The organism is Streptacidiphilus sp. PAMC 29251, from assembly GCF_054208735.2.
This window is the reverse complement of the sequence record NZ_CM135725.2, coordinates 9,571,998-9,598,058: the sequence shown is the minus strand read 5'-3', so window position 1 is coordinate 9,598,058 and position 26,061 is coordinate 9,571,998. Positions and strand designations below refer to the sequence as shown.

The following is a 26,061-nucleotide window of genomic DNA, read 5'->3' as shown; positions in this document are numbered from 1 at the left end:
AGCCGTCCGGCCGGGCCTCGGCCGCCCTCGCCCTGTCGCGCATATGCCATGGACATGATTAGCTGTGCGCGAACTCCAACTCGACTGACGAACAACAACCTTGGGCGCTCACCATGGGCCACACCTCTCCCCTTGTCCTCGCCGTGCTCGAGGAGTGCAGCAGTGCGCAGATCCTTGTCTCCGGAGACCTCGACCTCCACACCGCGCCGAAGTTCACCGCAGCCGTCGACGACGTGCTGGCCGAGCCGCGAGTCCGGCGCATCGAGGTCGACGCCGTCCTCGTCGACTTCTGCGACGCCAGCGGACTGTCCGCGCTGCTCCAGGCCCATCAGCAGGCCGCGCGGCACGGGGTCGCCCTGCAGCTGGTCCGGGCCTCGGCGCCACTGCGCCGCGTCCTGGACCTCACCGGCCTCTGGGAGCCGCTCGCGGCAGCCGTGCCCTGGCAGGGGTCGTCGGGATCCTAGGGGTCATAGGTCGGCCAGGGTGAAGTCGGCGTAGTCGAAGCCCGGTGCCACCACGCAGCTGACCAGGACCGGCTGGTCTCCGGCGGGCTCGGCGGTCTGCCAGGTCCCGGCGGGCACCAGCAGCTGCGGCCGCTCCCCGTGCTCCACACCGGGGCCCAGCACGGAGGCCGCGCCGTCCTTCGGGGCCTCCGAGGCTGGGGCCTCCGGGGCGTCTGCCTCCGGGGCGTCGCCGGTGCCGCCCAGCCGCAGCCGGAGCGGGCCGCCGCGGTGCCAGAGCCAGAGCTCATCCGAGCGGACCCGGTGCCAGCGGGAGACCTCGCCGGGGTGCAGCAGGAAGTAGATGCCGGTGGCGAAGGCGCGAGGACCCGGATAGCCCGCCGGCACCGCCACGTCAGCGGTCTTCCAGGTCTCCCGGAACCAGCCGCCCTCGACATGGGGTTCCAGGCCCAGCAGCGCCACCAACGGCGAGATCTCTGTCATCCGGCAATCCTAGGCGCGTCCGGGTGACGCATGGTCAGTCACGGCCGGGGGTGGGGTTTTCCCCACCCCGTTGGCCCCACCCCGACACGGGTCGCAGCGCCATGGGATCGGCGCGTCCGGAACGGAAGAGTGATGCCCTGTCAGCAGCTCTCCGGAGAAAGCGAATCCCGATGTCGAGTCCCCTCAGCAAGCGAACCGCCTCCGCCCGCCGGATCCAGCCCCGCGCGGCCGTGATCGGCGCCCTGTGCCTGTGCGCGGCGCTGGGTTCCGCGGCGCCGACGCTGGCCGCCGCCAAGCCCGGCCCGGCCGGCCTGCAGCGCGGCGCGCTGGTCTCCGCCACCCCGCTGGAGAGCCTGACCGCCGCCCAGGCCACCGCCTACGTCCGCGACCAGGGCTTCCCCGCCCCGGCCGCGCAGGACAGTGTCGACCTCTACCGCCTCACCTACCGGACGGTCACCCCCACCGGTCGGGCGACCATCGCCAGCGGCCTGGTCACCCTGCCGCACAGCGCCTCCCGGCGCAGCCCGCAGCAGCTCAGCACCGTCGAGTACACCCACGGCACCCTCCCCTACCGGGGCGACGCGGCCTCGGTCGACGACGGCGCCGACCGCGCGGTGAGCGTGATGTTCGCCGGTGCGGGCTTCGCCGCCGTCGCCCCGGACTACCTGGGTCTCGGCCTCGGCACCGGGCCGCACCCGTACATGGACATCGACTCCGAGACAACGGCCTCGGTGGACATGCTGAAGGCCGCGCGGACCTTCGAGGCGGGCAAGGGGGTGACCATGGACGGAAAGGTGCTGGCCACCGGCTTCTCCCAGGGCGCGACCGCCGCGCTGGGCCTCGGCCGGGCACTGCAGCGCGGCGCCGTGCCCGGGCTGCGGCTGGGCGCGCTCGCGCCCGTCAGCGGTCCCTACGACCTCGCCGGCGCCGAGCTGCCCGCCGCGTTCGACGGACGGCTCGCACCACCGACCGCGGCCTTCTACCTGGCCTACGCCATCACCGCCTGGAACCGGCTGCACCCGCTCTACCACTCCCCCGCCGAAGCCTTCCGAGCCCCCTACGCCAGTACCGTCGAGACCCTCTTCGACGGCAGCCACACCGACGAGCAGATCGTGGCCGGGCTCCCCGGCACCCCGGAGGAACTGCTCACCCCGCAGTTCATCGAGCGCCTGAAGCACCCCACCGGCGCCCTCGCCCGGATCGTGCGAACCGACGACGCGGTCTGCAGCGACTGGGCCCCGAAGGCCCCGGTCCGTCTCTACGACGGCAACCTGGACCGGGACGTGGCCGTCGCCAACACGCTCTCCTGCCAGCGCAGCCTGGCCGCCAACGGCGTCCAGGCACCGATCGTCAACGCCGGCGACGTCGACCACTTCGGTTCCGCCCACGTCTCCTACCCGAGGATCCTGCAGTGGTTCCAGCAGCTCACCGCCGCCCACCGCTGAGCGGCCAGGCACCGATGGCGTGGTCAGCGACGCCTGTTCGTGTAGAACCACAGGCCGGCCACCGAGGCGGCGGCGAGCGCCACGAACCAGATCCAGCCGAAGACCCCAGCTCCACCCTCGGCGAGCAGCACGATGCCTCCTGTTGTTCGATCCCTCGATCAACACCTTCCCCCCGTGGACCGACACACACGGCAGGAGGCCCGTCCCGGTCCCCGCCCCGGTTCCCGAGCGAGCCCACCCGCCCACCCGACCGCCCGCCCGCTCCCGACATGGAATGCTGCTGTGCCCGTGTTCGACCTGGCGACAGACCTCGGGCTGGCTCGACGCATCGGCCTCGAGGACGTGCAAACCGACCGCACGGGGCAACCCGTACAGGACAACGCCACCCTGATCCGCGCCGCCCTGCGCAACTGAACCGGCTGGACGTCGCCCGGCTAGGGTGGAGCGATGACCACTGGACCTCGCCCCACACCCCCAGCGGTGGCCCCCGCGCGGGTGGCTGTCGCTGCTGATATCGATGCTGTTGTGGCCACCCTGACCAGCGCGTTCTTCGAGGATCCGCTGTGGGGGCCGGCTTTCCCCGATGCCGAGCGGCGCGCCACGCAGGCGGCGGCCATGTGGCGGCTCTATGTGACCTCGGCGCTGCGCTACCCGTGGACCCTGGTGACGCCCCGGGCCGAGGCCGTCGCCGTGTGGATCCCGCCGGGCGGCATCGAGCTGACTCCCGAGGAGGAGCACGCCCTGGAGCAGCTCCTCGTGAGCGGCGCCGGTCCGGTGGCAGCAGCAGCGATCGAAGAGATCTCCCGCCAGCTGGAGGCGGCCCGCCCGAGCGAGCCGCACTACTACCTGACCCTGCTGGGGACCCACGACGACCACCGCGGCAAGGGGCTGGGGATGGGCCTGGTGACCGAGAGCCTGGCCCGGATCGACGCCCTCGGGGCCTGCGCCTACCTGGAGTCGTCCAACCCCGCCAACAACGCCCGCTACCAGCGGGCCGGCTTCACCGCCCGGGACCGGATCACCACCGCCACCGGACATGTGGTGACCACCATGTGGCGCCCCGCTCGCTGACCTCGCACCCCTTACGGGGGTGTGACGGTCGGCCGGGCACCCGGTGTGCGGCGGGCCGGCCGGGGCAGGATGGCCTGGCGACCGGCGGCGGACCCCTCCGGCACCGGCTATCTGGCCTATCTGGCGGAGGACTGCATGAGTGTCACAGAGTTCGAGCTCACCGACTGGCGTCGACAGGTCGGCGCGCTCTACGCGGCGGTCCGGGCCGAACCCAAGCCGGAGCAGGGGCACGCGCTGTGGCGGGCCGGGCGCGACGCCCTGTTCCGCAGCCATCCGCAGTCCCCGCTCCCCGTCGACGACCCGCTCCGGGAGACCGGCCTGCCGTACTGGCCCTACGATCCGGCGCTGCGCTTCGGCCTGCCCCTGCGAACCACCGCCGATCCGGCCGAGCTGTCCATACCCACCGACGGCGACGGCGCCACCCGGATGCGGTCCCTGGGCCGGATATCCCTGCCGGATCCGCTGAACGCGACGCTGGAGGTCTGGTCGCTGCAGCAGTACGCCGGCGGCCTCTTCGTCCCGCTGCGGGACGGCACCTCGGGCCGGGAGAGCTACGGCGGCGGCCGCTACCTGCTGGACACCGCCAAGGGCGCCGACCTGGCCGGCACCGCCGAGACCCTGGTCGTCGACCTAAACTTCCTCTACCACCCCTCCTGTCGCTACAACCCGCGCTGGCAGTGCCCGCTCGCGCCCCAGGCCAACACCGTCAGCGCGGAGGTACGCGCCGGCGAACGTCTCTGAGCTGCGCCTCCTGAGGGACTGCTTCCGCACGTCGGTTTCCGGATTTGTGTTGTCGCCCTGATGCCCGTGCCGTCTCCGATACAGGAACGACGGCAACGCGGGGTACCAGGAAGGCACGCCATGGCACGGAGGCAGCATCGGGCGACGTCGGAGCGACCGGGGTCGCGGGCGAGATCGGGACGGGGGTGGCTGGCCGCGGTACTGGCAGCCGTGGCCGCCGTGGTGATCATCTACTGGGCGACCTCCCCCGCCGACTCCGTCGGCCCGCAGACCACCGGGCGGACCGTGGTGGCGGCCGGCTCCACCGGGTCCTCGTCCGCACCGGCCAGCGCCGGCTCGCCCACCGGCCCGTCCCCCTCGGTCCAGCCGAGCCCCTCGACCCATGTGCCACCCACCTCTACCTCCACCGCCTCGCAGAGCAGGGCGAAGCCCAAGGCGACAGCGGGAGGCGCGGGGACCACCGGCCCCAAGCAGGCCGCGCCGACCGGCAGTCAGCGCAGCATCACCCTGGTCAACCGCACCCAGCAGACGATCTGGGCCATCGTCACCAACACCTCCGCCTATCCGGACGGACGGAAGCTCCAGCCCGGGCAGAGCACCTCGCTTACCGTGGCCAACAACTGGGGTGGCCGGATCTGGGGCCGCACCGGCTGCGCCACCACCGGCCGGGGCACGTGCCTGACCGGGGACTGCACCGTGCAGTGCTCGGGTCCGACCACCCCCACCACGCTGGGCGAGTTCACCTTCGACGCCTTCGACAACCTGGACTTCTACGACGTCAGCATGGTGGACGGCAGCAACCTGCCGATGTACATCAATGTGTCACACACCGTCACCACGGACCCGGTGAGCGCGGCGGGCTGCTACAAGGGCGCCTGCACAAAGCCGATCGTCTGCCCCAGCGCCATGCAGGCCGTGTCCGGCGGCCAGGTGATCGGCTGCAAGCCGCCCTGCGCCGCGTTCGGCGGGGACACCTACTGCTGCCGCGGCGCCTGGGCGGGCCGGGACAACTGCGTGCCGTCGAAGTGGCCGGTGGACTACACGCAGGTCTTCAAGAAGGCCGAGCCCTACGCCTACTCCTATGCCTTCGACGACTCCGCGACCATGGCCTGCAAGGCGCAGTGCTACTACCGGGTGACCTTCGGAACCAGCGGATAGCCCCGCCGGGGCCGGGGCCGGTGGTGCCAGTGCCATGGCCGGTGGTGCCGGTGCCACGGCCGGTGCCGACACCGTTGCCGGGGTTCGGCGGCCCCCGCTGGTAGCGTCCGTCGCAAGCCCGACCACCCACCCCGCGACCGTAGGATCATCCCTCATGGCGTCAGACCCGACCGCGGACACCGGCCAGGACCAGCCGGAGCCGGATGGCTTCTGGGAGGAACGGCATCTGTGCTTCCTCACCACCCGGCGTCCCGACGGCAGCCCGCATGTCGTCCCGGTGGGCGCCAGCTACGACCCGCGGACCCGGACCGCACGGGTCATCACCAGCCGGGGCAGCGCCAAGGTCCGCAACGTCATCAAGGCCGGTCCGGACGCGCAGGTGGCCGTCAGCCAGGTCGACGGCCGCCGCTGGACCACCCTGGAGGGCATCGCCAGGGTGAACGACGACCCCGCCGCGGTCGCCGACGCCGTCGAGCGCTACGCCCGCCGCTACCGGCAGCCGCGGCCCAACCCGGAGCGGGTCGTCATCGAGATCCAGGTCACCCGCATCATGGGCACCGTCCAACCCTGACCCTTCGAGTGCCGGGCATGCGCCTCAAAGCTCTGCGGCGAGCCGGACGAGGGTCTCCACCGCGTCCTCGGCCCGGGCCTCGGCGTAACCCGTGCCGGCCCAGAGGTGGACCCGTTCGCGGTCGCCCGCGGCTACTGCCGCTCGGCGCAGCGGGCTGGTGAGGTGGTGCAGGGCCGGGTAGCCGAGTGGCGCGTCGGCGCTGTGGGCGTCGGTGAACTCGTTGCGCAGGGCCCGGGCCGGTCGGCCGGTGAAGGCACGGGTGACGACCGTGCCCCGCCCGGCCCCGTCGGCGAGCGCGGCCCGGTGGACGGCGCTGGCTCCGCTCTGGTGCGTGCGCAGCAGTACGGTTCCCACCATCACGGCGGCGGCGCCGGCCCCGATCGCCTCGGCGACCCCGGCGGCGGTGGCCAGTCCGCCGGCGGCGACCAGGGGCAGCGTGACCGCCTGGCCGATCCCGGCGAGGAGGTCCGCGAGGGGCAGTGGCACCGGTGGACGCTGCGGGGTCAGCGTGCCCGAGTGGCCCCCTGCCTCAGCCGCCTGCACCACCAGCGCGTCGACGCCGCCGTCCGCGGCGGCCTCGGCCTCGGCGACGGAGGTGACGGTCTGCAGCACCAGGGTTCCGGCCCGCCGCAGTGCGGTGACCACGGCGGGGTCCGGCAGTCCGAAGGTGAAGCTGACGACCGGGACGGGCTCGGCCAGCAGCAGGTCGATCTTCTCCGCCCAGCCGTCGTCGTCGCTGATCGGGGTGTCGCCGGCCAGGTCGAGACCATAGCTCTCGGCCTCGGCCTTGAGAGTGCGGGCGTACTCGCGAAAGACGGCCGGCTCGATCGGGACCGGGTTGGGGGCGAACACATTGACGCCGAACGGCACGTCAGCGGCGCGCACGGTCGCGATCTGCTCCGCCAGTGCGGGCACGCCGAGGTATCCGGCGGCCAGGAACCCCAGGCTGCCCGCGCCGGCCGCCGAGACGACCAGGGCCGGGGTGCCGGATCCCCCGGCCATCGGCGCGGCGAGGACCGGGAGCGCCAGGCCCAACGCGGTGAGGTGCTGCTTCTGCTGTCGCATGTCCCTGCCTTCAGTTCTGACGCTTCGTCCTGGGTGTGCTGGGCGCAGGCGCAGCACACCCAGAAGGCATGATGCCCGCATCATCGGCTTGGTGGCGAAAGCGCCGGAGACGATCCTGGTGGTCACGGCTTGGCAATGCCGCGACGGCAGGGCCACCACCGCGGTTACAACATTCCTATGCCAACCCCGAGCGCGGCACCACCACCCTGGCAGCACTGCACCGACGGCGCCTCGGCCAGCGATCCAGTCGGCTGTCGGGGAGTCCGCGTCCTCGGGCACACCCGCTGCCTGGCCCACCTCCCCGCGGTGGAGCAGGCGAGATACATCGCCAGCCTCGCCCCCGGCTCCGACCTCGACCTGCGCGGCACCCGCATCACCCCCACGCTGCTGGACGCGATATGCACCGCCCTCCGAGACCCTGCCTCGGGCCATGCCCGCTTCGGAAATGCCTGGTTCACCTCGGCCACCTTCCCCCAGGGCGCCGTGTTCACCTCGGCCACCTTCGCCAAGGACGCCTTGTTCATCTCGGCCACATTCACCGGGGACGCCTGGTTCACCTCAACCACCTTCACCGGGGACGCCCGATTCGACTCTGCCAAATTCACCGGGGACGCCTTGTTCACCTCAGCGACCTTCACCGGGGACGCCCTGTTCGACTCGGCCGCCTTCACCATGGGTGCCTGGTTCGACTCGGCCGCCTTCGACGGGGGCGCCTTCTTCGGCTCAGCCGGCTTCGACGGGACCGCCTTGTTCACCTCGGCCACCTTCACCGGGGACGCCTTGTTCAGCAGGGCTACCTTCACCAAGGAAACCTGGTTCACTTCGACCACCTTCGACGGGAACGTCAGGTTCACCTCGACCACCTTCAAAAGGGACGCCCGGTTCGACGCGGCCGCCTTCGCCGGGAACGCCCGCTTCACCTCGACCACCTTCGAAAAGAACGCCTGGTTCGATTCGGCCACGTTCGGAGGACTGAAGCACTTGGGGCCGATGCGCTGCTACCGCCTTTTAGGCTTCGACGAGGCACGGTTCACCGGACCGGTGACGTTGGAGGCCGCGGCCGCCTCAGTCTCCCTACGGAGGATCGAGTTCGCCGGATCCGCGTCCTTCCGACTGCGGTACTCCTCCGTGTCGTTCAGCGGGGCAATCCTGAGCGCGCCCGTGGCACTGCAGTCATGGCCGGCTCCTTTCGCCACTCCGGGCGGGCCGCTCGACGAGAGCCAGCTCGCGAGTACCGGCGGCACCGCGGAGGTGCGCCTGCTCGACCTGGAGGGGGTGGACGCCGCCCATCTGGTGCTGACCGACGTGGCCCTGCGCGAGTGCCGGTTCGACGGCGCCTTCCATCTGGACCAGATCCAGGTGGGCTTCGGCTGCCGCTTCGCCGAGGCGCCTCCGGGGTGGCGCCGCCGCTGGGGGCCGGTGCCGCTGCGCTGGTCGCGCCGCAAGGTCATCGCCGAGGAGCACCACTGGCGCGCCCTGGGCACCAGCACGCTGGCCCAGGGCTGGACGACCGGGCCGGTGCACCCACGGGCGGAGCTCACCCCGGGCCCGGACGACCTGGCCGGGATCTACCAGCGGCTGCGCAAGGCGTTCGAGGACGCCGGCGACGAACCCGGCGCCGCGGACTTCTACTACGGCGAAATGGAGATGCGCCGCAACGACCCGCTGCGGCCCCGGGCCGAGCGCTGGCTGCTGTGGTGGTACTGGCTGCTCTCCGGCTACGGTCTGCGCGCCTCGCGCGCCCTGAGCTGGCTGCTCGCCGCGATGGCCACCACCGTGCTCGTCCTGCTGCTCGTCGGCCTGCCCAACGCCGACCCATCCCCGCAGATCAGCGGCACCGACCACTCCGGCCAGGTCCAGCTCACCACGAATACCCCCGACCCGGTGCTCACCCTTCCCCTCGGCCGACGCTTCACCAGCGCCCGCACCGAGAAGGCCACCCTGGTCGTGGTCAACTCCGTGGTCTTCCGCTCCAGCGGCCAGAACCTGACCGGCTGGGGCACCGTGGTGGAGATGCTCTCCCGCATCGGCGAACCCGTCCTGCTCGGCCTGGCCGCACTCGCCGTACGCGGACGCGTGAAACGCTGACCCTGACCCTGGCTCAGGCCCCGTCCTGGTCCTGGTCGTCCCGCCTTTCCTGGTCGTCCCGCCCGTCCCGCTCGCGCTGCTGGTCCAGCGCCCGGGGGGCGGGGGCCGGTCCGGCGGCGGTAGCGCTGCCGGCCGCCGCCGGGGCGCCGCTGAGGGCGCGTTTGAAGGCTTCCAGACCGCCCCGGCGCTGGGCCCGGCGCAGCGCCCTGACCTGTTTGGACGATCCCTCCGGGTAGAACCTGCGGAACCACAGGGACCCCGGCCGGGCCAGCCGGACCAGGGCCACCAGGGCCAGGAACGGGACCAGCACCCCGCCGACGCCCAGCAGCAGCCGTCCCTTGAGGACCGCGACCAGGGCCAGCGCCAGGTTCAGCACCAGGAAGCCGACGAAGAAGCCGGTCCCCTCCCCCGGTTCGCGGGCCAGCGGGTTGGAGGCCACCAGGCCGAGCACCCCGAGCCCGGCCACGAACACCACGGCGTCCACCGACTTGCGGCCCTCCTGGGCCCAGTAGACGTCGTCGAGATGGAGCCAGAGCGCGAACTCGTCCAGGGTCAGCGCCGCCCCCACCCCGAACACCGCCGCCAGCACGTCGCGGACCAGCCCGTGCGGCGCCAGCACGAACTCCGCGCAGGAGGCGATCAGCATCACGAAGATGCCCGGCACCAGGTGGTGGATGTGCAGGCCGTCGACGCTGACATTGGCGAAGGGCCCGCGTCCGGAGTGGATCAGCCGGACCACGATCCGGGTGAGCAGGAACGTCACCACAAAGGCCAGCAGCATGAACAGCAGCGCGGTTCGGCCGCTGTCGTGCACCAGGTCGACACTGACGCCGGAAGCTGGGGCGACGGAATCCGGGTCGACGTCAGACATCCTCATATACGGACATTAGCCGCGTTGTCCCCGTGAGCGGCTCAAGCGCCGCGCGAGCTTGTCCGCCAGCGAACGGGCGAGCAGCCCGGGCATGGCGCTGGTGCAGGAGCCGTTGAAGACGATGAAGTCGTCGAACTTGTGCACGCCCGGCCGCTCGGCGACCGCACGGGCGGCGTCGCGGACCGCGGTCAGCTGAGCCACCGTCATCTCCAGCGGCGGTTCGTCCGGCTGGTAGGTGGTGCCGAACGGGAAGTCGCGGCGTGGACGGCGGGTCATCTCGATGTGGCACCCCAGCACATGGGTCACCGGCCGGGTCGCGGCGAAGGCGACCAGCGCGTCCAGGGTGTCGGTGAACGCGGCCATGTCGCGGACGTAGAGCCGGCCCGGGTAGACCGTGTCGCCGGTGAGCAGCAGCCCGGTCCACGGGTCGTAGAAAGTGACCGCCGCCTCGTGGTGGCCCGGCGAGCCGATCAGCTCCAGGACCCGGCCGCCCAGGTCGAACCGGACCGCGTCCTGCGGCGCGTCGCCGAGGCCGAAGAAGGCCCGGACGGTCTCCGCGTCCTTGGCCACCACCCGGGTGGCCGGGCGGTCGGCGAACTGGACGTCCCCGGCGACATGGTCGCCGTGCCCGTGGGTGTGCGCCACGACCAGCTCGTAGTCCGGACGCGGACGGGGGTGCTCGGCCAGCCACTGGGCCACCAGCCCGTCGACGGTCGCCCGCAGCGGGAACAGCTCCGGGTCCGCGGTCGCCCCGGTGTCCAGCAGCAGCGCCCGCTCATTGCCGAAGAGCAGGTAGAGGAACGGCGCCTCGAAGCTCACCGCCTTGCTCTGGCGCAGGATCACGGTGTGCGCGTCGTAGTGGTGGACCTGGATCAGCGGCTCGTCGCTGTGCCGCACCGAGGGCGAGCCGCTGTTCCAGCGGACGTCCAGCGAGCCGGCCACCGGGGCGTCGGCCAGGAAGTCGATCAGGCTGTCGTTCTCAGATATCGAGGGCACTGTCACTGTCTCCAGGTTCGAGGTCGGCCAGCGGCGAAGCCGCCAGGAAGAACCGGACGCGGCGCTGTCCGGGTTGGGGTCGGCCCTCCGCCGCCTCCGCTTTGGCGACGTAGGGCGCGAGGAGCTCGTTCCAGCGCGCCTTGATGTCGGCCAGGTCGGCCGCGGACAGCGGCAGCGTCGCCGTGGTGAGCAGGTCGGCCCGCCGCCATTCCGTTGGTTCGGCGGCCCGGTGCCCGAGGTAGGCCAGCACCCGCTCCATCTCGCGCTTGGCCAGCACCTCGCTGAGCTGCTGGGTCACCGCCGGGTCCAGGGTCTGGCCAGGATCCAGCCGCAGCCGCCGCTCCGCCAGTCGCCACAGCCGCTCGCGGCGGTCCTCGCCCTGGCCGGCGTCCTCGACGAACCCGTACCTGGCGAGCTGGCGCAGATGGAACGAGCAGCTGGCCTGGGACGCCCCGAGGATCCGCCCGCAGTGGGCGGCGGTCGCCGGGCCGATGCTGCCGAGCAGTTCGATCAGGTCCAGCCGCAGCGGGTGGGCCAGGGCCCTGATGGCCTTCGGGTCGCCGATCTCCATACCCCAAAGAATACTTTGGCTTTTGGAGATGTCAACGCTTTCTTTGACTTCTGCTCGATTCGGCGGAGGCCGCGTCCTGGCGGCGGAGGCCGCAACCCGGCGGCGGTCAGCGACGGGCGATGCGGGGGAAGACGGCGTCGTCCAGGATCAGGCCGATCGCCACCGCTATCGGGATCGCCAGCAGCGCGCCGATGATGCCCAGCAGCGCGCCGCCGACCAGCACCGCCAGGATGGTCACCAGTGGATGCACGTCGACGGCGAACTTCATCGCCCTGGGCATGATCAGGTAGTCCTCGGCGACCCGGAACACGATGTAGAAGGCCGCGGTGGCGATGGCCACCGGCCAGGAGACCACCAGCGCCACCAGTGAGACCACGATCCCGCCGATGGTGGAGCCGACCAGCGGGATCAGGTCCATCACCGCCACGAACACCCCCAGCGCCGCCGGATAGGGGACGCCGAAGATCTCCAGCCAGATGAAGGTGGCCAGCCCGGCGATGACCGAGGTCGCCACATTGCCCAGCATGTAGCGGCCGGTGCGCAGCAGGATCTCGTCGGTCAGCACGGCCGCGTGCTCGCGCTTGCTGCCGGCGACGAAGCGCAGGCCGAAGGCCTTGAGGGTGGGGAGCCCGGCCAGGAAGTACATGGTCAGCGTGACCACCAGGAACAGCCCGGTGACGGTGGTGGCCAACAGCTGGCCCGCGCCCAGCAGCCCGCCGACCACGCTGCTGCTGCCGGTGCCGAGGGCCTGCTTGGCCTTGGCGGTGAGGTGGTACTTGTCCTCCAGCTTGCCCAGGAAGGAGTGGTGGTCGTGCAGCTGCTGCAGCCAGATCGGCACATTCCGGGTGAGAGCAGTGATCTCGTTTGTGATCGGTGCAATGAACAGCGTGGTCAGGGCACCCAGGATCAGGAACAGTCCGACGATCACCGCCAGCACCGACCAGGTGCGCCGCAGTCCTGACCGGGTCAGCAGCACCACGATCGGATCAGCGCTCACCGCGATGACCAGGGACAGCAGCACCAGCATCAGGATGCTCTCGATGTGCTGGACCGCCTGCACCAGCAGATACGCCAGCAGCGCCCCCAGGCTGATCTGGAACCCGATCGAGAACCACGACCTCACCCCGGCCCCCGCCCCGCCCCTCGCCGCGGGCACCCCGGACGGCCGCGGAGCGGGGACGCCCTCGGCGTCGCTCGGCTCGCTCGGTTCGGTCGTCACGGGGTTGCTCCATCCGGGTTCATGCGGGTTCGTGCTGGTTCGTGCGGGTTCATACGGTCGGCTCGGCAGCCGGACGAGGCCGGAACACGGAGCCCGCCCCGCCACGGCGCCGACCTCTGCTCGCACCAGGGTCTGTCAGACAGACACTATGGCCCCGGGACGCGGCACGGTACATCGTCCGCGCCCCGGCTCCTCGGGTCCGACAGCCACCAGGCCAGGGCCCCGGTGGCCAGCAGGCTGCCGAGCAGGAGCAGCAGGAACAGCAGGACGGCGAGCGGATAGCCGTCCGGGCGGGCGACGGACCAGCCCAGGAAGGGCAGCAGGGTCAGCGGCCAGGTGACCAGGAAGGCCGCGGCCAGCGTGCGCCGCAGCGCCGGGCGGAACACCCGGGGCCCGCGGTTGAGCCACAGGCCGAACAGGACCACCGGGCCGGCCAGGGTCAGCAGCACCATGCGATAGGTGGAGGGCTCGCCGTCGATGCCGCCCTGAGCGGCGATCACAGCCAGCCAGCCGAAACCGAGCGCGACCCGCAGCCCGTGCGCGAGCAGCACGGCGCCCCGCCGGTCCCGGCGCAGCTGGGCCGCGCCCGTGCCGACGAGCAGGGTCAGCCAGGCCGCGCCGAGGGCGAGCAGGTACTCCTTGGACATCGCGTCCCCGAGCCCGGTGTCCGGCAGCGCGGTTTCGTAGGGCCCCGCCGAGGCCATTCCCCTGCGGGCCCAGTGTCCGGCCGGGTCCCGCAGCACCAGGCCGTCGTTCTGATCCGCGACGACGACCGTATAGCCGTGGCCGCCCGGAACCGGCATGACCGCCAGCGAGGTCGAGCCGTACCGCAGGGACGAGCCCGGCTCGTCCGAGCCGGGCTCGCCGTTGCGGCGGAGGAAGAGGACGCGTCCGGCGGACAGCTGCCAGGCCGTGGACCAGTTCCGGCCCCCGTCGTCGCTCTGCTCCACCCGGGGCAGTCGGCCGGGGACCACCCGGTAGCAGCGCTCCGGCTCGGCCGGGACACAGGCCTCGGTGCGCACCACCAGCCCGGGGACCTCGGTGGGGCTCAGTACTCCCACCGCCACGGTCGGACTGTCCTGCCAGCTCGCACCCGCGTCAGACGAGGTGTAGGCCCTGCCCGAGTAGAAAGTTGACGCACCGCCGAACTCCAGCACGAGCAGCCGCCCGTCCTTGGTGCCGACCACCGAGTCGTCGAACCGGCGCCAGTACACCGCCGCTGACGCCGTGCTGGCGCACAGCGTCAGCACAAGCACGAACGCCGACACGAATGCCAGCACCGACGCCACCGCCGGCGCCCGGACCCGAGCGCCCGGCGTTCCCCGTCCCCCCACCGCCATGGCGGCAAGTCTGGCGAGCGGACGTCACAACGCGGACGCGGGGCTGTCTCAGCTTCCCACCAGGATCGCGCAGGCTCAGATGGTTCCGCGCAGCTTGGCGAGGGCCTCGTCCAGCAGGATCTCGCCCTCCTCCTGGGAGCGGCGCTCGCGGACATAGGCCAGATGCGTCTTGAACGGGACGCTGCCGACCTGGGCCGGGGCGTTGTCCCGGTCCGGGCCCGCGGTCAGACCGCACTTGGGGCAGTCCCACATCTCCGGGACCACTGCCTCGATGGCGAAGCTGAGCTTCACCTGGTGGCCGTTGCCGCACCAGAACGAGACCACCGTGCGAGCGGCCAGCTCACCACGCTCGTTCTCGCCCATCGGCCCCGCGCCGACCTGGCTGCCCCTGATGCCACCGCGTCCCTGTGCCACGCCTGTTCCCCCTCAACCGAGAAAATGTGCGCCCCGAGTTGTCCGGGCATGCACCAGAGTACGTCCCCGCACGGCATGCTCAGGGCCCACGGCCTCGGAAGGATGACGTCCGAGCCCAAATCGATGCTTCCCACTCCCTCCGGTCCGTATGCTGACCGAGGAGTGCGGAACCGCCCGGGACCCTTTCTCTCAGCTCCCGAAGGCTCAGACCGGCCTGAACCTCGGGCTGCTGACCTCGGCCTGGAAGCTGAAGCTGATGACGCCGGCCAGCGGCACCGCGGTCACCGTGTAGGCGGCGGCCTCCGGGTCGGGGCCGGGATCCTGGCGCGGATCGATGTAGAGCACGCCGTCGTCCACGGCCACCCGGCCGCCGGTCAGGATGTCGAGCACCCCGCTCGGGCTCGCCGGGTCGGGGATCAGCGCCTCACTGAGACGGACCTCGGTCGCGTTGCGCCAGTTGAGAGTTGTCATGGGCCCAGCTTTGCAGATCACACCGCCCGAGACGCGCCGGCGGCCGGCGGCCCGCACCCCAGCGGTGACCCGGCGCCAGCCACCCGGCGACGGTCACCAGGCGACGGTCACCAGGCGACCGGGAGGGCCTCCACCCCGTAGACGACCATGTCCGGCCGGAACCGGATCTCCTCGAACGGCACGGCGAGGCGCAGCCCGGGCAGCCGCCGCAGCAGCGTGTCCAGCGCGATCTGCAGCTCCAGCCGGGCCAGCGGCTGGCCCAGGCACTGGTGCACCCCGAAGCCGAAGGCCATGTGGCGCCTGGCGTCGCGGGCCACGTCGAGCTCCTCGGCCTCGGCGAACACCGCCTCGTCGCGGTTCGCCGTGGAGAGCATGCAGACCACCCCCTCCCCGGCCCCGATGGTGACCCCGCCCAGCTCCACCGGCTCGGTGGCGACCCGGGTCACCCCGGCCTGGACCACGCTGAGGTAGCGCAGCAGTTCCTCGACCGCACCCTTGACCAGCTCCGGCTGCTCGCGCAGCCTGGCCAGCTGCGCCGGGTTGCGCAGCAGCAGCACGGTGGAGAGCGCCGTCATATTGGCGGTGGTCTCATGGCCGGCCACCAGCAGCAGCAGGCTCATCCGGGCCACCTGCTCGGCGTCGAGCTCGCCGCGCGCCATCAGCCGGCTGATGATGCCGTCGTCGGGGCGCTGCTCCTTCTCCACCGCGAGCCGCCGCAGATAGTCCATCAGTTCGTCACTGGCCTGCCGGGTCTGCTCGGCGTCGGAACGGCTGTCGAGCAGCACGGAGCTCCGCCGCTGGAAGAACCCGTGGTCCGTGTAGGGGACGCCGAGCAGCAGGCAGATCACCAGGACGGAACCGGCAGGGCGAACTCGCTCACCAGGTCGGCCGAGGTCCGCCCGGCCGTCATCCGGTCCAGGAAGTCGTCGACCACCTGCTGGATCTGCGGGCGCAGCGCCTCGATCTTCTTGATGATGAAGTCGCCGGTGAGCATCCGGCGCAGATGGGCGTGCTCCGGGTCGTCCATCCGGATGAAGGTCTGGTTGTTGCTCGCCAGCTCGCGGCGCCCCGCGCTGGTGAACGGGAACCCCGGCCTGGTGGCGTCGGCGCTGAAGCGCCGGTCGCCGAGGACCGTGCGGACGTCCTCGTGCCGGGTGACCAGCCAGCTGCGGGAGCCGTCCCACAGCGAGACCTCGCAGGTGGGGTCCTGCTCCATGGCCTGCCGGTAGCTGGGCGCCGGGGCGAAGGGGCACTGGCCGCGGGCCGCGGGAAACGCGAAAGTGGTGGGGGTCGTCGTCACAGCTGGTTCTCCCTCATGCGTCGTGGACTCCTACGTCGGGACCGCTCATGCGTCGTGGACGGAGATGGCCCGGCCGGGGCAGATGCCGGCCGCCAGTCGGACCGCGGCGTGCAGCTCCGGCGCCGGCTCCGGATCGAGCAGCAGCACCGCGCCGTCCTCCTCGTCCTGGTCGAACACGGTGGGCACCGCTCCCACGCACTGCCCTGAGCTGCAACAACGGTCTCTGTCGACACTGATGCGCACAGAAATCGCCTCCTGTGGCCACGCAGATAGATGGATGGTGAAAGCAACCAACCTCCCCGCCAACGTAACTCACGGGTCGTCAAAAGTTGAAGCGCACAGGACATGAAATGCTGATAATGGCTGAAATTACTCCGTGCTCGATCAAACGCCCCGGGCGGGTGAGCCGACGCCCCTGATCGGCTATGAACCCGGCCCTGCGGGGAACGGACAAGCATGGACATCAACGCGTTGCGGCTGGACACCCCCGGATGCGCCAACCGGGTGCACCTCAACAACGCCGGGGCGGGCCTGCTGTCCCGGCGGACCCTGGCGGCGATGACCGGCCATCTGGAGCTGGAGGCCGCGATCGGCGGCTACGAGGCCGCCTGGCAGACCGCGGAGCAGATCGCGGCCACCTACGCCAACCTGGCCCGACTGGTCGGCGGCCGGCCCGAGGAGGTGGCGCTGTTCGACAACGCCACCCGCGCCTGGAACGCCGCCTTCTACGCGCTGTCCTTCCGGCCGGGCGACCGGATCCTGACCGGCCGGGCCGAGTACGGCAGCAATGTGCTGGCGTACTTCCAGGTCGCCCAGCGCACCGGGGCCGAGATCGTGGTGGTCCCCGACGACGTCCACGGCCGACTCGACACCGCCGCCCTCGCCGACCTGATCGACGAACGCACCAGACTGGTCGGGGTCAGCCACATCCCGACCAGCGGGGGCCTGATCAACCCGGCCGCCGAGATCGGCCGGATCACCCGCGCGGCCGGCGTCCCGTTCCTCCTGGACGCCACCCAGTCGGTCGGCCAGTTCCCGGTCGACGTCGACGAGATCGGCTGCGACCTGCTCACCGCCACCGGCCGCAAGTTCCTCCGCGGCCCGCGCGGCACCGGCTTCCTGTGGGTGCGCACCGAGGCGCTCGACCTGCTGGAACCCCATGTCACCGAGATACGGGCCGCCGAGTGGGACGGCGGTCGCGGCTTCAGCTGGCAGCCCGGCGCGCAGCGCTTCGAAACCTGGGAGAAGAGCTACGCCAATGTGCTCGGCCTGAACGCCGCCGTCGAACAGGCCCTGGAGCTGGGTCTCGACCGGATCGGCCGGCGCGCCCTCGCCCTCGGCGGCCGGCTGCGGGACCAACTCGACGCACTCCCCCACGTGACCACCCACGACCTCGGCCGCGACCGCTGCGCCATCGTCACCTGCGCGGTCGAGGGCCTGGCCGCCGAGGACGTCGCCGCCGCGCTGGCCCGGCAGCGGATCAACTCCACCACCACCGTGGCCGAGCACACCCAGTTCGACACCGAGCGGCACGACGTCCACCCACTGGTGCGGCTGTCCCCGCACTACTACAACACCGAGGAGGAGCTCGACCGCACGGTCGCGGCGCTCGCCGAGCTGGCCCGCGGCGCCGCCTGAGCGATGCGGGCAGGGCCGGGTCGGCGAACATCGGCCGGCCTGCTACGCCGTGGGCTTGAAGACCTTGACCCAGGCGGGCTCGTCCGCGTCGCCCTTGGCCGCGTCGGCGTAGCCGAGGCCGCCGCCGGCCGCGGTGGCGCCGTCGTAGGCGACCCGCAGCGTCACCTTGGGGAAGTCCTTGACGAAGGCCGCGATCGCGGTGCGTCCGTCCGCCGTCGGCCCCTGCTCGCCGGTGAGCCAGACGTGGCCCGAGCTGACATTGCCGAGCAGCTTCCGGAAGCCCACACCCGACAGCGTGCTGTCGCGCTGCCCGGTGATGGTGTCCCGGACCGACTTCGCCACCCGGTCCAGGGCCGCCGTCTCCGCGGCGATGGGCGAGCCGCCCTGGGGCCGGTAGAGGAAACTGGTGTACGGCCGTCCCGCCACCGCGGTCACCGTGGCGGCGCACTCGGGTCCGCTGGCGAACTTGATCAGGAAGACCGCGGTCGCCATCGGCATCGGGACGCCGACGAAGGTCTTGCGCCAGTCCTGGCCCGGGATCTGCTCGGCGTCCGCGTAGCCGTAGTCACCGTGGAGTCCGCCGCCGGCCGGGAGCAGGCGCACCTTCCCGTTCCGGGTCTGGTTGCGGTAGGTGACCTCCAGGGTGAGGGCGGGGAAGTCGCCCAGGAACTGCTTGAAGACGCCCCGGCAGGAATGGCACGGCCCCATCGAGGAGAACAGCGTCAGCCGGCCCTTGCGGACCTGCGACAGGGCGGCGCGGTACTCGTCGTCGTCCTTGCACCCCAGTCGCGTGAAGATCCGGTTGGCCAGGGTGTTGATCGCCTGTTTCTCGGCGTCCAGGTCGTGCTGGTAGCCGCCCAGGGTGGTGCCCTTGGGCTCCGGGCTGCCGAGGTAGTAGCTGTTGACCAGAGCCGCGTGGGATTTGAACGCGATCGCGCCCACGAGGTCGGCGCCCTCGACGAAGGAGATGCTGTAATCCAGCCGGACCTCGTTCACTGCCGTGGGTGTACTCATGGAACTGAGCGTCCAGGGTGGGTGACGGTCCGTCAACCACCCTGTTGGAAAAGGGCAGTACTGGAAAAAATCAGTCGCCGAAGTCGTCGCCCAGCTGCTGCAGCCGGGCCTGCTCCAGGTCGATCATGTGCTGGGCGTGGCCCAGCGCGCGGGAGCCGTAGCTGCCCCGCGAGCGGGCGGCCAGCAGCGCGTCCTGCTCCGCGTCGAGGACCGCGATCCGCAGCCGCAGGTACTGCTCGCGCTGCGGGTCGGGGGAGGCGCTGCCAGGCCCGCTTCCCGATCCGCGCCCCGCGTCGGAACCGACCCCGACGTGGCTGTCGGCGCGGGCCCAGGCCAGCACCTCCGGTGCCAGCGGCTCGCCGGACGGTGCGGTCAGGCCGGGGTCGTCCAGCGCGGCCGACGCCGCGGCGGAGAGGTCGGCGAGCAGCCGGACGTAGTCCTCGCGCTGCCGGTCGGGGTCGTCGCCGGGCACGCCGACCGCGCGGATGACGGCCGGCAGGGTCAGCCCCTGCACCAGCAGCGTGGTGCCGGCGACCACATAGGCGATGATGACCAACTGGGGCCGGTGCGAGGTGTCCTGGGGCAGGGTCTGGGCCGCCGCGACGGTGATCGCGCCACGCATCCCGGACCAGGCCAGCACCACTCCGCTGCGCCACCCCAGGGTCTCGTTGAGCAGGAAGTCGACATCGGCGGAGATCCGGCCCACCCGCCGCATCATCCGGTCCTTGTTCCGGCCGATGAAGCGCCCGTCCTGGTCCGGGGCGTCCAGCCGGGCCTGGAACTGCTCCAGCCGGGGTTTGGCCTCCGCCGCCCGCCGCGCGTCATTGTGCAGGGCGCCGACCAGCGGGACGGTGAACACCATCCGCGCGACCACGACCAGGGCGGAGAGCAGCAGGCCGATCGTCAGCGCCTGCCAGGGGCTGAGACCCCGCTCGTTCACCTCGTCCAGCAGCGTCTTCAGGCTCAGGCCCATCAGCAGGAAGACCGAGCTTTCCAGCAGGAAGGCCAGGGTGCGCCAGTTGGTCTGCTCGGCGAGCCGGTCCTGGGCGCGCAGGAAGCGCGGGCTCTGGTGGCCGGTGACCAGTCCTGCCACGACCACCGCGAGCACCCCGGAGGCGTCCAAGGCCTCGGCCGGCACGAAGGCGACGAACGGCACCACGAAGGAGATCGCGGTGTTGAGCACCGTGTCCTTGAGCAGCGCCCGCACGCGGACATTGACCCAGCCCACGAGCAGCCCGATGACGCAGGCCACGGCCGCCGCGTAGAGGAAGTCCCCGGCGACCCGCCACAGCGACACCGAACCCGCGATCGCCGCGATCGCCGAGCGCAGCAGGACCAGCGCGGAGGCGTCGTTGACCAGGCCCTCGCCCTCCAGCACGGTCAGCAGCCGGGACGGCAGGCCGAGCCGCTTGCCCACCGAGGTCGCCGCCACCGCGTCGGTGGGCTGATCACCGCGCCCACGGCGAAGGCCGTCGGCCAGCCGAGGTCCGGCAGCAGCAGGTGCAGCAGCCACCCCGCGCCGAGGGTGGTGATCACGACCAGCAGCACCGCGAGCCCGCTGATCGCTTTGACGTTGCGTCGGAAGTCGTGCGCGGGCATGCTCACCGCCGCCGAGTAGAGCAGCGGCGGCAGCACGCCGGCCAGGATCCACTCCGGCTCGACCGACGGATGCGGAACGCCGGGGACGAAGCTGAGCGCGATGCCGACGACGACCAGGCTCAGCGGCGCGGCCAGGCCGAGCTTCTCGGAGAACGCGGCGACGGCCACGATGCTGATGACGCCGAGGACAGCGATGAGTGTGGGTTCCATGGGCACCGATGACGTTAGCCACTCGGGCCGGGAATGCGCGCCGGGAAACGCCGGTCAGGCCCGCCGCAGGAAGAGCTCGTCGGCATAGCACCAGGCCCAGTCCTCACCGGGCTCGATCGAGCGGGCCAGGTCGTGTCCGCCCGGCAGCTGGGCGTGGGCGTAGGCGTGCTGGCCCGGTGAGCTGTCGCAGCAGCCGACATGGCCGCAGCCCAGGCACTCGCGCAGATGCACCCAGCGGCCCCCGGTGCGGACGCACTCCTCGCAGCCGGCCGCCTCGGCCGCGGCCCCAGGCGCCGCCCCGGCCACTGCCCCGGCCGCGCCCCCGCTCGGTCGGGCTTGGTCCAGGTGGGCGCACTGGGGCTCGGTAGACCGGCCCACCGCCTCGGCCACTCGCCACTCGGGTTGCTGGTTCACCCCGCCCACCCTACGTGAGGGTTTGCCTACTCCTTCGGACTCGGCGGCAGCCATCAGTTCTGCGTAGTTTCGAACGATTTCGGCCACGGGTGTCGGCGGATCCGAAACAGTTGAGGGTCTTCGGGGGCGAAAACGGTCACTGCTGGCTGCCGCGGCATGACTTCGCAACGCTCGTGAAGCAGGGCGGCGACGCCGTCCAGCCCTCGTCCGAGCTGGGAGACCTTCATCATGACGGCACAGTGGCGCATTCTGATCGACCATGTCGCCTCCATCCCCGAGCGCATCTACGAGAAGTGGGACCCCCACGGCGGCTGGGACAACGACACCCAGTGGGGCCGCGAGTTCGGTGAGAACCTGGTCCCCTGGTGCGTGGAGTGGGCCTGGGACCAGTACCACGACGCCGGTTTCGGCGCCATCGTGCCCAAGGTCGACAACGTCATGGTGTTCTCCAACTGGGCCAGGGCGCACGGCCAGTGGTCTCAGTACCCGTCGGTCGGGGCCTGGACCAACTTCGGCAACGGGCACTGCGAGCTGGTCACCGGCTTCGACGCGCAGAACGTCTACACCAAGGGCGGCAACTCGGCGAAGGCGGGTGCCACCGACAACGGGCAGGGGAACGGGATCTGGTCGCACTCCCACGCCCGCCGCGACGCCTATGTGGTCGGCTACTTCGCGCCCCGGTTCGCCGACCGGGTCTGCCCGCCCACCGCGGACCCGGCCGACCCGCGCGGCGGGCCCGCGGTCGCCTCCTGGCGCTGGTCCCGGTCCGCCCCGGCCGGCCCCTCGGCTCCGCCGGCCCCGTCGACCGGCGAGTCCGTGGCGGTGTCGCTGGCCCATGTCATCGCCGCCGCCCGCCAGGACGGCCCCGCCCCGCAGGGCTCCGCGCTGCACCGCCCGGACGTGCTGCCGGTGGAACAGGCCCTCTCCGCCGAGGGGCTGCTCCCCGCCCAGTGGGTGGACGGAAGTTATGGGACCGAGACGGTTGACGCGTACGCGGCGTGGCAGAAGGCGTACAGCACGCTTCACGGCCTCGGCTGGACCGGCGCGGACGTGAACGGCATTCCGGGCCAGGTGTCACTCAAGGCACTCGGCAGCAAGCACGGCTTCACCGTCAAGGAGTGACCATGGGCAAGATCTTCGGCAGAGAGCCCGTTCTCTGGCTCGCACTGATCGCTGTGATCGTCAAGTTCGTCTCAGCGTTCTGGCTGCACACCTCCGCCGACCAGCAGGCTGTCATCAACGCCGCGGCGGCGGCGGCGGTGGGCCTGCTGGTGGCACTGAGTACGCACGACGGCGTGAACGCCGCGATCCTCGGCTTCGTCCAGGCCCTGGTCGCCCTGGGTGTCGGCTTCGGCCTGCACTGGGCGCCGGACCAGCAGGCGCTGGTGATGTCGCTGGCCACCGCGGTCCTGGCGATGTTCACCCGGACCCAGGTCACCGCCCCGGTCTCGGCCGCGCAGGCAGCCGCACCAGTGCTGGCCGCCAAGCCCGCTCACTGAGCCGAGCCGAAGGCGAACTCGGGAGCATACCTGGGGCTGGTGTGACTGGTGGGATTATTGGGGTACGCGAGCACCCCTGAGACCCAAGGGAATGGTGGTGCGGTGCCGTCGCCCGAATGCGCCGTACGGGTGGCGGCCCCGCACCGGGGTCGCAGGCTGGTAAGTGGAGGCCGACACAGAACGCGGCCTCAAGAGTTGCCAGCACCAGGAGGCACCCGATGGCTCGCGCCATTTCCACAAGCGACATACCGCTGCTGACGAATGATCAGTCCCCGCCGGAGCCCGCCGAGGGCCCCCCGGGCGGCGGCGCGGAGCCGCTGCTCCGCGCCGTGGCGCTGCAGCGGCCGGTCAGCGAGCTGGTCCAGCTCGTCACCCTGCTGAACGAGGGCGACCAGCCCGCCCACGCCCAGCAGCTCCTGGACACCGCCGCGACGCTCCGCTCGGTCGAGGACGTCGCCGCGCTGCTGCCCCTGCTCGGCGGCTCCCAGGCCACCACCGCGCTGCGTGCCGCGGCCGCCCAGCGTCCGGTCGAGGAACTGGCCCAGCTGGTCGGCCATCTGCACGGCCCGCCGGAGGCGGCAGCGGAGTTCACCGCGGAGCAGGCGGAGCAGCAGGTCCGCTGGAAGCTGCACCGCTAACCGCACCGGCTACGGGCACAGCAGCACCGGCTACCGGCGCAGCGCCCCCGGCTACGGGCTGCGCGGGGCCTCCTCGGCTCCGCGCAGCAGCTGCGTCTTGATCTCGTTCTTGAGGACCTTGCCGACCCTGGACCGGGGCAGGTCCGGCCAGACCTCGACCTGCTTGGGCGCCTTGACGCCGCCGATCCGCTCCTTCACGAAGGCCCGCAGCTGAGCCTCGGTCACCCCCTGCCCCGGGTGCAGCTGCAGGACGACGGTGACCCGCTCGCCCCACTTGTCGTCCGGCAGTCCGACCACCGCGCAGTCCTGCACCGCCGGGTGCTGCAGCACCGCCTGCTCCACCTCCGCGGGGTAGACGTTGAAGCCGCCGCTGATGATCATGTCCTTGGCCCGGTCGACGATGTACAGGTAGTTGTCGGCGTCGAGGTAGCCGATGTCCCCGGTGTGGTGCCAGCCGTGCCGGGACGCCGCCGCGGTGGCCTCCGGATCCTGGTAGTAGCCGGCCATCACCAGCGAGCCGCGGACCACGATCTCGCCGCGTTCCCCGGTCGGCAGCAGCCGTCCGTCGCCGTCCATCACGGCCACGGTCACCAGCGGGGCGGGACGTCCGGCTGAGGTCAGGCGTTCCCTGGCGAGGCTGCCGTCGGCGTGGAAGTGGTCGGCCGGCGCCATGGTCGAGATCATCATCGGGGCCTCGGACTGGCCGAACAGCTGCCCGAACACCGGGCCGATCCGCTCGATCGCCTCCTCCAGCCGGGACGCCGACATGGGGGCCGCGCCGTACCAGAAGCAGCGCAGCGAGCTCAGGTCGGCGGCGGCCAGGTCGGCGTGGCCGAGCAGCATGTAGATCAGGGTCGGCGGCAGGAAGGTGTGGGTGACCCGATGGCGTTCGACCAGGGCGAGGAACTCACCGAGGTCCGGCGCCGGCATGATCACGACCTCCCCGCCCTGCGCCAGCACCGGGAAGCACAGCACCCCGGCCGCGTGGGTCAGCGGAGCCAGCGCCAGATAGACCGGCCGGGGGTCGAACGGGTAGCACATCAGGGTCAGCGCGGACATGGTCTCGATGTTGCGGTCGGTCAGCACCACCCCCTTGGGCCGGCCGGTGGTGCCGCCGGTGCCGACCAGCATCGCCGTGTCGTCGACGGGCTTGGCCTGCCAGGGCGAGGCGGGCACGCCGTCCAGCCACTCCGGGAAGGGCACGGCCAGGTCCGGGGAGCCGTCGAGGCAGACCAGGGTGGTCAGCTTCGGCAGGTCCGGCAGGATCTTGGCCACCAGCGGCGCGAAGGCCTCCTGGAAGATCAGGCAGGTGCAGTCGAAGAGGTCCAGCAGGTCGCGGTTCTCGGCGGCCTCGTTGCGGGGGTTGACCGGGCACCAGACCGCGCCCGCCCGGGAGATGCCGAACACGCAGGAGAACGCGGTTAGATCGTTCGCGGACAGGATCGCCACCTTGTCACCCGGCCGCACCCCCGACCAGGACAGTGCGCCCGCCACCCGCCAGGAGAGCTCCTGGACCTCGCGGTAGTCGAGGGTCCGGTCCCCCATCGTCAGGCAGGGCGCGCCCGGCCCCAGCGAGGCGCCCTTGTCCAGATAGTCGAGCAGACGCACGGTCCTGCCTCCTCAGCGGTGAACGGTGAGCACCGGGTCGAGCACCAGGCCGAAGCTCCTGAGCACCCCGAGCAGCTCCCGGTGGCCGAAGGCCTGGCAGCCGGAGGCCAGGCCGACCCGCCCGGGCGCCTGCTGCAGCAGCGAGTACGCGGCGTAGGCCTGCAGCAGTCCGGTCTGCTTGTAGTTGCTGTGGCCGTGGATCACGCAGTGCGCCCGCCCCAGCGGGCCGGAGGCGTGGACCGAGTCGAGCGAGGTGTTGATCCTGGGGTTCTCCCGGGGCGGCATGCCGGCCTGCACCGAGGCGGCCACCTCGGCCAGGGCGGCGTCCTGCTGCTCCGCCGGCAGGGTCTTGATCTGCGACTCGACCATCTTCACGGCCTCCACCACGCCCTGCATCACCGCGCGGTCGAAGACCCCGCCGGCCACCTTGCAGTTCGCCACCCGGGGGTCGTTCTTGAACCAGACCGGGTGGCTGGTGCCGCCCCAGGGCAGCGCCAGACCGGTCTCGTGCTGACCGGGGACGGCGACCTCGAAGGTGGTCAGCGGATCCCAGGTCCGGTACTCGTTCTGCTCCAGGTAGTACCAGGCGGCCTTGAGGATGGTGAAGATGGTCTGGGTCGACGCGTACGTCGGGAAGCCCTTCCACAGCACCAGGATGTCGAGGGTGTCCAGGCCCGGCGTCTCCAGGCAGATGTTGGCGGCGATCTCCCCGGTGGTGTACATCTGCGCGAGGCCCGGCGAGAGCAGCAGGCCCTGCTCCGCGTACTGGTCGCCCCAGCGCTTCTGGGCGTCCAGCAGCCAGTCCTGCTCCCCGGTGGTGTCCAGGTAGTGGCAGCCGGCCGCGAGGCTGGCCTCGACCACCTCGGGCCCGAACTGGATGAACGGGCCGACCATGTTGCTCACCACCTTGGCGCCGCGGAAGAGCTCGGTCAGCGGTCCGACCGCGTGCTCGACCTCGACCACCTCGTGGTCCACGGTGTCGATGCCGGGGACCCGGTCCAGGACGTCCTGGATCCGGGCCTTGTCGCGGCCCGCAGCGATGAAGGGGACGTTGTACTCCCGCAGGTACTCGCAGACCAGCCGGCCGGTGTAGCCGGAGGCGCCGTAGACGACGACGGGCTTGGCGTTGCTCATGGTTCGGCCTTTCGGGGTTCAGCCTTTCAGGATGGGAAAGGG

At 71.6% G+C, this 26,061-nt stretch carries 26 protein-coding genes and 2 pseudogenes; 12 read left to right on the top strand and 16 right to left on the bottom strand.

What is annotated here, in order from left to right; genetic code table 11:
• The first annotated feature begins 113 nt into the window (after positions 1 to 113).
• Complete coding sequence (locus ACXKR8_RS45890) at positions 114 to 464, top strand: STAS domain-containing protein (RefSeq protein ID WP_458270474.1); 351 nt, start codon at positions 114 to 116, stop codon at positions 462 to 464.
• 3 nt (positions 465 to 467) lie between these two features.
• Here the strand turns inward: ACXKR8_RS45890 and ACXKR8_RS45885 are convergent, their stop codons facing one another.
• On the bottom strand, positions 468 to 944 hold the full coding sequence (locus ACXKR8_RS45885) for a cupin domain-containing protein (RefSeq protein ID WP_458270473.1): 477 nt from the start codon (positions 942 to 944) through the stop codon (positions 468 to 470).
• A gap of 170 nt (positions 945 to 1,114) precedes the next feature.
• Here ACXKR8_RS45885 and ACXKR8_RS45880 point away from each other — a divergent pair, with 170 nt between their 5' ends.
• From ACXKR8_RS45880 to ACXKR8_RS45855, 6 genes are all read left to right on the top strand, one after another.
• Positions 1,115 to 2,389: an alpha/beta hydrolase family protein gene (locus tag ACXKR8_RS45880; protein ID WP_458270472.1), complete on the top strand. Its 1,275-nt coding sequence runs from the start codon at positions 1,115 to 1,117 to the stop codon at positions 2,387 to 2,389.
• 282 nt (positions 2,390 to 2,671) lie between these two features.
• Positions 2,672 to 2,803 (top strand): hypothetical protein, encoded by a 132-nt coding sequence (locus ACXKR8_RS45875; RefSeq protein WP_458270471.1) that lies wholly within the window; start codon positions 2,672 to 2,674, stop codon positions 2,801 to 2,803.
• 111 nt (positions 2,804 to 2,914) lie between these two features.
• The gene (locus ACXKR8_RS45870) at positions 2,915 to 3,460 is read left to right on the top strand and encodes a GNAT family N-acetyltransferase (protein WP_458270470.1); all 546 of its coding nucleotides are present in this window, start codon (positions 2,915 to 2,917) and stop codon (positions 3,458 to 3,460) included.
• Positions 3,461 to 3,595: 135 nt separating this feature from the next.
• Positions 3,596 to 4,201, top strand: coding sequence for a DUF1684 domain-containing protein (locus ACXKR8_RS45865; protein WP_458270469.1), 606 nt, complete (start codon positions 3,596 to 3,598; stop codon positions 4,199 to 4,201).
• 210 nt (positions 4,202 to 4,411) lie between these two features.
• A complete protein-coding gene (locus tag ACXKR8_RS45860) occupies positions 4,412 to 5,359 on the top strand; it encodes a thaumatin family protein (protein ID WP_458270468.1) in 948 nt (315 codons plus the stop codon).
• 154 nt (positions 5,360 to 5,513) lie between these two features.
• Positions 5,514 to 5,930: a pyridoxamine 5'-phosphate oxidase family protein gene (locus tag ACXKR8_RS45855; RefSeq protein WP_458270467.1), complete on the top strand. Its 417-nt coding sequence runs from the start codon at positions 5,514 to 5,516 to the stop codon at positions 5,928 to 5,930.
• Positions 5,931 to 5,954: 24 nt separating this feature from the next.
• Here ACXKR8_RS45855 and ACXKR8_RS45850 read toward each other — a convergent pair whose 3' ends face one another.
• Positions 5,955 to 6,995, bottom strand: coding sequence for a nitronate monooxygenase (locus ACXKR8_RS45850; protein WP_458270466.1), 1,041 nt, complete (start codon positions 6,993 to 6,995; stop codon positions 5,955 to 5,957).
• Positions 6,996 to 7,172: 177 nt separating this feature from the next.
• Here ACXKR8_RS45850 and ACXKR8_RS45845 point away from each other — a divergent pair, with 177 nt between their 5' ends.
• Positions 7,173 to 9,083 (top strand): pentapeptide repeat-containing protein, encoded by a 1,911-nt coding sequence (locus ACXKR8_RS45845; protein WP_458270465.1) that lies wholly within the window; start codon positions 7,173 to 7,175, stop codon positions 9,081 to 9,083.
• A 13-nt stretch (positions 9,084 to 9,096) separates the two neighbouring features.
• Here ACXKR8_RS45845 and ACXKR8_RS45840 read toward each other — a convergent pair whose 3' ends face one another.
• The 9 genes and pseudogenes from ACXKR8_RS45840 to ACXKR8_RS45800 all read right to left on the bottom strand — a co-directional run bounded on the left by ACXKR8_RS45840 (position 9,097) and on the right by ACXKR8_RS45800 (position 16,508).
• Positions 9,097 to 9,960 carry a hypothetical protein gene (locus tag ACXKR8_RS45840; protein ID WP_462100126.1) on the bottom strand — a complete coding sequence of 288 codons (864 nt, stop codon included), beginning with the start codon at positions 9,958 to 9,960 and terminating at the stop codon, positions 9,097 to 9,099.
• A 9-nt stretch (positions 9,961 to 9,969) separates the two neighbouring features.
• The gene (locus tag ACXKR8_RS45835; RefSeq protein WP_458270463.1) at positions 9,970 to 10,950 is read right to left on the bottom strand and encodes an MBL fold metallo-hydrolase; all 981 of its coding nucleotides are present in this window, start codon (positions 10,948 to 10,950) and stop codon (positions 9,970 to 9,972) included.
• On the bottom strand, positions 10,934 to 11,521 hold the full coding sequence (locus ACXKR8_RS45830) for an ArsR/SmtB family transcription factor (protein ID WP_458270462.1): 588 nt from the start codon (positions 11,519 to 11,521) through the stop codon (positions 10,934 to 10,936). The genes ACXKR8_RS45835 and ACXKR8_RS45830 overlap by 17 nt, the downstream gene beginning before the upstream one ends.
• A gap of 106 nt (positions 11,522 to 11,627) precedes the next feature.
• Positions 11,628 to 12,740 carry an AI-2E family transporter gene (locus tag ACXKR8_RS45825; protein WP_458270461.1) on the bottom strand — a complete coding sequence of 371 codons (1,113 nt, stop codon included), beginning with the start codon at positions 12,738 to 12,740 and terminating at the stop codon, positions 11,628 to 11,630.
• 146 nt (positions 12,741 to 12,886) lie between these two features.
• Positions 12,887 to 14,020 carry a hypothetical protein gene (locus ACXKR8_RS45820; protein WP_458270460.1) on the bottom strand — a complete coding sequence of 378 codons (1,134 nt, stop codon included), beginning with the start codon at positions 14,018 to 14,020 and terminating at the stop codon, positions 12,887 to 12,889.
• Between the two features lie 135 nt (positions 14,021 to 14,155).
• The gene (locus tag ACXKR8_RS45815; RefSeq protein ID WP_458270459.1) at positions 14,156 to 14,494 is read right to left on the bottom strand and encodes an RNA polymerase-binding protein RbpA; all 339 of its coding nucleotides are present in this window, start codon (positions 14,492 to 14,494) and stop codon (positions 14,156 to 14,158) included.
• A 204-nt stretch (positions 14,495 to 14,698) separates the two neighbouring features.
• Complete coding sequence (locus tag ACXKR8_RS45810; RefSeq protein WP_458270458.1) at positions 14,699 to 14,965, bottom strand: hypothetical protein; 267 nt, start codon at positions 14,963 to 14,965, stop codon at positions 14,699 to 14,701.
• A gap of 107 nt (positions 14,966 to 15,072) precedes the next feature.
• Positions 15,073 to 16,265, bottom strand: a pseudogene (locus ACXKR8_RS45805) (cytochrome P450).
• Between the two features lie 45 nt (positions 16,266 to 16,310).
• Positions 16,311 to 16,508 (bottom strand): ferredoxin, encoded by a 198-nt coding sequence (locus ACXKR8_RS45800; protein WP_458270456.1) that lies wholly within the window; start codon positions 16,506 to 16,508, stop codon positions 16,311 to 16,313.
• Positions 16,509 to 16,721: 213 nt separating this feature from the next.
• Here ACXKR8_RS45800 and ACXKR8_RS45795 point away from each other — a divergent pair, with 213 nt between their 5' ends.
• On the top strand, positions 16,722 to 17,903 hold the full coding sequence (locus ACXKR8_RS45795) for an aminotransferase class V-fold PLP-dependent enzyme (RefSeq protein WP_458270455.1): 1,182 nt from the start codon (positions 16,722 to 16,724) through the stop codon (positions 17,901 to 17,903).
• 42 nt (positions 17,904 to 17,945) lie between these two features.
• Here the strand turns inward: ACXKR8_RS45795 and ACXKR8_RS45790 are convergent, their stop codons facing one another.
• From ACXKR8_RS45790 to ACXKR8_RS45780, 3 genes and pseudogenes are all read right to left on the bottom strand, one after another.
• Positions 17,946 to 18,917: a deaminase domain-containing protein gene (locus ACXKR8_RS45790; protein ID WP_458270454.1), complete on the bottom strand. Its 972-nt coding sequence runs from the start codon at positions 18,915 to 18,917 to the stop codon at positions 17,946 to 17,948.
• Positions 18,918 to 18,987: 70 nt separating this feature from the next.
• A pseudogene (locus ACXKR8_RS45785) lies at positions 18,988 to 20,726 on the bottom strand (cation:proton antiporter).
• A 54-nt stretch (positions 20,727 to 20,780) separates the two neighbouring features.
• On the bottom strand, positions 20,781 to 21,032 hold the full coding sequence (locus ACXKR8_RS45780; RefSeq protein ID WP_458275248.1) for a UBP-type zinc finger domain-containing protein: 252 nt from the start codon (positions 21,030 to 21,032) through the stop codon (positions 20,781 to 20,783).
• Positions 21,033 to 21,368: 336 nt separating this feature from the next.
• Here ACXKR8_RS45780 and ACXKR8_RS45775 point away from each other — a divergent pair, with 336 nt between their 5' ends.
• The 3 genes from ACXKR8_RS45775 (at position 21,369) to ACXKR8_RS45765 (ending at position 23,277) form a co-directional block, all read left to right on the top strand.
• On the top strand, positions 21,369 to 22,262 hold the full coding sequence (locus ACXKR8_RS45775; RefSeq protein WP_458270452.1) for a peptidoglycan-binding domain-containing protein: 894 nt from the start codon (positions 21,369 to 21,371) through the stop codon (positions 22,260 to 22,262).
• Between the two features lie 2 nt (positions 22,263 to 22,264).
• Positions 22,265 to 22,639 (top strand): hypothetical protein, encoded by a 375-nt coding sequence (locus tag ACXKR8_RS45770; RefSeq protein ID WP_458270451.1) that lies wholly within the window; start codon positions 22,265 to 22,267, stop codon positions 22,637 to 22,639.
• A 218-nt stretch (positions 22,640 to 22,857) separates the two neighbouring features.
• A complete protein-coding gene (locus ACXKR8_RS45765) occupies positions 22,858 to 23,277 on the top strand; it encodes a hypothetical protein (RefSeq protein WP_458270450.1) in 420 nt (139 codons plus the stop codon).
• A gap of 51 nt (positions 23,278 to 23,328) precedes the next feature.
• On the opposite strand, the gene ACXKR8_RS45760 is transcribed toward ACXKR8_RS45765, so the two are convergent.
• Positions 23,329 to 24,885 (bottom strand): acyl-CoA synthetase, encoded by a 1,557-nt coding sequence (locus ACXKR8_RS45760; RefSeq protein WP_458270449.1) that lies wholly within the window; start codon positions 24,883 to 24,885, stop codon positions 23,329 to 23,331.
• Between the two features lie 12 nt (positions 24,886 to 24,897).
• Entirely contained in the window at positions 24,898 to 26,019 is a 1,122-nt protein-coding gene (locus tag ACXKR8_RS45755) for a DUF5938 domain-containing protein (protein WP_458270448.1), read from the bottom strand.
• Between the last annotated feature and the right edge of the window lie 42 nt (positions 26,020 to 26,061).

Bases quoted from the DNA above. Each gene is read 5' to 3' on its own strand.
- ACXKR8_RS45850 (WP_458270466.1), bottom strand. From the start codon at position 6,995: ATGCGACAGCAGAAGCAGCACCTCACCGCGTTGGGCCTGGCGCTCCCG.
- ACXKR8_RS45830 (WP_458270462.1), bottom strand. From the start codon at position 11,521: ATGGAGATCGGCGACCCGAAGGCCATCAGGGCCCTGGCCCACCCGCTG.
- ACXKR8_RS45770 (WP_458270451.1), top strand. From the start codon at position 22,265: ATGGGCAAGATCTTCGGCAGAGAGCCCGTTCTCTGGCTCGCACTGATC.
- ACXKR8_RS45790 (WP_458270454.1), bottom strand. From the start codon at position 18,917: ATGAGTACACCCACGGCAGTGAACGAGGTCCGGCTGGATTACAGCATC.
- ACXKR8_RS45775 (WP_458270452.1), top strand. From the start codon at position 21,369: ATGACGGCACAGTGGCGCATTCTGATCGACCATGTCGCCTCCATCCCC.
- ACXKR8_RS45840 (WP_462100126.1), bottom strand. From the start codon at position 9,960: ATGAGGATGTCTGACGTCGACCCGGATTCCGTCGCCCCAGCTTCCGGC.
- ACXKR8_RS45845 (WP_458270465.1), top strand. From the start codon at position 7,173: ATGCCAACCCCGAGCGCGGCACCACCACCCTGGCAGCACTGCACCGAC.
- ACXKR8_RS45855 (WP_458270467.1), top strand. From the start codon at position 5,514: ATGGCGTCAGACCCGACCGCGGACACCGGCCAGGACCAGCCGGAGCCG.
- ACXKR8_RS45755 (WP_458270448.1), bottom strand. From the start codon at position 26,019: ATGAGCAACGCCAAGCCCGTCGTCGTCTACGGCGCCTCCGGCTACACC.
- ACXKR8_RS45880 (WP_458270472.1), top strand. From the start codon at position 1,115: ATGTCGAGTCCCCTCAGCAAGCGAACCGCCTCCGCCCGCCGGATCCAG.
- ACXKR8_RS45795 (WP_458270455.1), top strand. From the start codon at position 16,722: ATGGACATCAACGCGTTGCGGCTGGACACCCCCGGATGCGCCAACCGG.
- ACXKR8_RS45765 (WP_458270450.1), top strand. From the start codon at position 22,858: ATGGCTCGCGCCATTTCCACAAGCGACATACCGCTGCTGACGAATGAT.
- ACXKR8_RS45810 (WP_458270458.1), bottom strand. From the start codon at position 14,965: ATGACAACTCTCAACTGGCGCAACGCGACCGAGGTCCGTCTCAGTGAG.
- ACXKR8_RS45890 (WP_458270474.1), top strand. From the start codon at position 114: ATGGGCCACACCTCTCCCCTTGTCCTCGCCGTGCTCGAGGAGTGCAGC.
- ACXKR8_RS45885 (WP_458270473.1), bottom strand. From the start codon at position 944: ATGACAGAGATCTCGCCGTTGGTGGCGCTGCTGGGCCTGGAACCCCAT.
- ACXKR8_RS45865 (WP_458270469.1), top strand. From the start codon at position 3,596: ATGAGTGTCACAGAGTTCGAGCTCACCGACTGGCGTCGACAGGTCGGC.